The 3,104-nt window shown below is 72.3% G+C and carries 4 protein-coding genes; all 4 read left to right on the top strand.

Annotated features, from left to right (window positions below):
* Positions 1-344, top strand: a 344-nt coding sequence (ssb, locus tag JX283_RS08080) for a single-stranded DNA-binding protein (RefSeq protein WP_204830118.1), incomplete at its 5' end; no start/stop codon positions are given.
* Between the two features lie 521 nt (positions 345-865).
* Positions 866-1,060, top strand: coding sequence for a hypothetical protein (locus tag JX283_RS08075; RefSeq protein ID WP_204406053.1), 195 nt, complete (start codon positions 866-868; stop codon positions 1,058-1,060).
* 15 nt (positions 1,061-1,075) lie between these two features.
* The gene (locus JX283_RS08070; RefSeq protein WP_135978990.1) at positions 1,076-1,276 is read left to right on the top strand and encodes a hypothetical protein; all 201 of its coding nucleotides are present in this window, start codon (positions 1,076-1,078) and stop codon (positions 1,274-1,276) included.
* Positions 1,277-1,279: 3 nt separating this feature from the next.
* Positions 1,280-2,002 (top strand): conserved phage C-terminal domain-containing protein, encoded by a 723-nt coding sequence (locus JX283_RS08065; RefSeq protein WP_204830117.1) that lies wholly within the window; start codon positions 1,280-1,282, stop codon positions 2,000-2,002.
* The last annotated feature ends 1,102 nt before the right edge of the window (positions 2,003-3,104 follow it).

Genomic DNA, 3,104 nt, shown 5'->3' with positions numbered 1-3,104 from the left:
GCGCCCAGTCCATCTCCCGTTTCCTCACCAAGGGGACCAAGGTCGCCGTCGAGGGCCGACTCCGCTGGAGCCAGTGGCAGGACAGGGAGACCGGCAAGAACCGCTCCAAGGTCGAGGTGGTCGTGGACGAGCTGGAGTTCATGAGCCCCCGCCAGGACGGCCCGCAGGCGGCCCCACAGGGCGCCTACCCGCAGCCGCAGGCCTACCCGGCCCCCCAGCCCCAGCAGCCCGCCTACGCGCCGCCGCAGGCCTCCTGGCCGGCGCCAGCGGCCCCTGCGCAGCCACCCGCGCAGCCGACCCTGCAGCCGCCGGCCGCGNCCCAGACCGATGACATCCCGTTCTAAGGAGCCGGACATGACGAACCCCATCAGCGAGGAGTGCGCCGCCATCGCCGCCCGGGAGCGCCGCGACGAGGTGCTCGACGCCCTCGCCTGCGCCCTCATGGACGCCGACCGCATCCACCAGCCCGGCGCCTGCATCTGCCGCCACGGCNACGGCTTCTCCGTCGTCCTCGAGCCCTATGTCGAGCACGACACCGTCATCGACGTCGACGGCAACCCCGTCGGCGTCTCCAAGGGCGCCCGCCTCGCCCTGCTCCACGCCCTGGGCGGCGTGCCGGAGCCCGAGCCGGAGCCCGACAGCTGGGAGCGGCTGAAGAATGACGCACAGAAGGAGCTCATCGACTACTGGTCGTGCCGGGACGTGATGTGCAATGACTGCCCGGCGATAGTCGACGGCAAGAACCCAATGGATCGATACGGCACGGCTGGCTGCGGCCTTGCGATGAGGGCCGACATCGTGGCCCGCGCCAAGGCCCTCGCGGGGGCCTCGTGACCTCCCGGGGGGGCGCCCCGTCCCCGTCGACGTGTGCTCCGGCCCCAAGGGCGGCGCGCCGACGGTCCGCTGCGGCGCCTGCGGGTGCCGTCTCTCCAGGACGGCCAGGTACTGCCCGCGCTGCGGCGCGGAGGCGGACCGGGGACCGGAGGCGGCCATGGCCGAGCGCAGGGACCGGGAGCTGCTGGAGAAGTACCGCCGCCGCATGCGCGGCGACTGGACGTGAGGGAGGTGACCGCCGATGAGGCACTGCTGCGTGACGTGCCGGTGGGCGTGGCCGCCGGATCCCAGGTCGGACCATGACGAGGGGCTCGAGGCCGAGTGCCGCCGCTTTCCGCCGCAGATGGTCTACGCAGGGGCGGAGGACATCTACACCTGCATGTGGCCTGCGGTCGGCTATGAGCACTGCTGCGGCGAGTGGGCCGCGGACGAGGAGGCGTGAGACGTGGGCGTGACCATACAGGAGGACATGTACGAGGCCGCCGAGTTCATGCCTCCCGAGCAGAGGCAGCCGTTCATCGCGGCGCTGGTGGCCTTCGGGATGTCCGGGGTGCTCCCCGACGAGGGCGAGCCGTGGTACCCGACCTTCCACGTATGCCGGCGCCGTCTCGAGATGAGCGCGAAGCGCTCCAAGGACGGACGTGAGTCGGTAGCTAAAAGGTGGGCTAATAGGCAGGAAGAAGGTACCTCCATAGGTACCTATAAGGACACCGACGAAGGTACCAACGATAGGTGCCGCGTAGGTACCAACTCTACTGAGGTGAGTAGAGGTGAGAATGAGGTGAGGATGAGGAGAGGTGAGGAGAGTTCTAAACGCATAGAGTCCGGCACGGACGACGGGGGCTCCCCCATGCCCGACGGGCCGGTGCCCTACGGCGCGATCGTCGGCCGCCTCAACCAGCGCGCGGGCGCCGACTACCGCCCGTCGTCTAGGGCCACCCGCCGCCTCATCGACGCGAGGTGGCGCGAGGGCTACCGCCTCCCCGACTTCGAGGCCGTCGTCGACGCCAAGTGCTCCGAGTGGGCCGGGACCGAGATGGCCAAGTACCTCCGGCCCCAGACCCTCTTCGGCACGAAGTTCGAGGCCTACCGCTCCCAGGCCTCCATGGACCGGGGAGGGGGTGCGCCCGATGGCTGGTACGACTTCGCGTCGCTCGACGCCGAGTGAGCCGTGGGTCCCCTACCCGCCGGACCCGGCGTGGGTGAGGTCCCGCTCCCGGGTGCCTTTGGCCTACGGGTGGGTGGAGCCCAACGGCGCCTACGCCCCCGAGNTCGCCCGCGGCGGCCTGTGGCTCTTCGGGGANGGCGGGTGCGGCAAGACCGCGCTCGTCCACGCCATCCGNCTNTGGTGGGACGGCTCCCACGTGGAGCTCACCGAGGCGGACCCCCAGGGCCGTGTGTGGTGCGGGGTCCGGGAGCGGTCNGTCTACGTACTCGAGGACGAGATGGTGGACCGGCTGGAGCAGGCGGACCGATCATGGCGGGCCGACTNCNCCCCCGAGCTGGCGCAGTACGCCGAGGCGCCGCTGCTCTGCGTCGACGACGCCGGCGAGGCCGAGCCCACCAAGGCGGCCTACAAGGCCTGGTACCGGGTGCTCACGGCCCGTTCCGAGGCCGGGCTCCCCACGGTGGCGGCCAGCCGGTCGGGGCTCGGGGACTTCTGCGAGGCCTTCGCCCGCTCCAGGAGCGTGAGGCCCGCCCAGGCGGGGCGCCTCGGGGAGCTGGTGCGGCGCTCCATGGTGCCGCGCCGGGTGAGGGGGCGCGCGGATGGCCCTGGGCGGCCACAGGGCGCCGGGAGACGGGAGCTGGGGGTGGTGCCGGGGTGAGTAGGCGCAATCGGGTTTTCAGGGCCGCAAATCGCCGCAGAGGGGCCCGAAGGCAGAGGCCGGCCCTCTCCAGGCTCTGGCGGGCCTGGCGGGCGGCGGGCATCCCGCTGGGCCTCCGCCTGGCGTGGGCGGCCGCCGACCTGTGGGCGTGGCGCCCCTGGGCCGCCGGGGCCGCGTGCCTGGCGGCGGCCTGCGCGGCGGCGTGGCTGGCGGTCTCGGCGTGGATGGGGGCGGTGCACGGTGGGTGAGACGGAGCGAGATGGGGCAAATGCCCCATCTACGAAATCAGCACGAACCTGTAAGAAGCGGCCGATGTACCGCCTGTGGGAGCCGGGCGAGCTCGAGCGGGTGCTCGCCCACCCGGAGATGACCGCGGCGGAGCTCGCGGCGATGCTGCCGGGGCGCACGGCCAAGGCGGTCAGGCGCATCCGGGAGCGCCACGGC

This window comes from Olsenella sp. CU969 (genome assembly GCF_905219715.1).
Taxonomy (GTDB): Bacteria; Actinomycetota; Coriobacteriia; order Coriobacteriales; family Atopobiaceae; genus Granulimonas; species Granulimonas faecalis.
The sequence above is the reverse complement of the archived record's forward strand: the minus strand, read 5'-3'. Positions and strand labels throughout refer to the sequence as shown.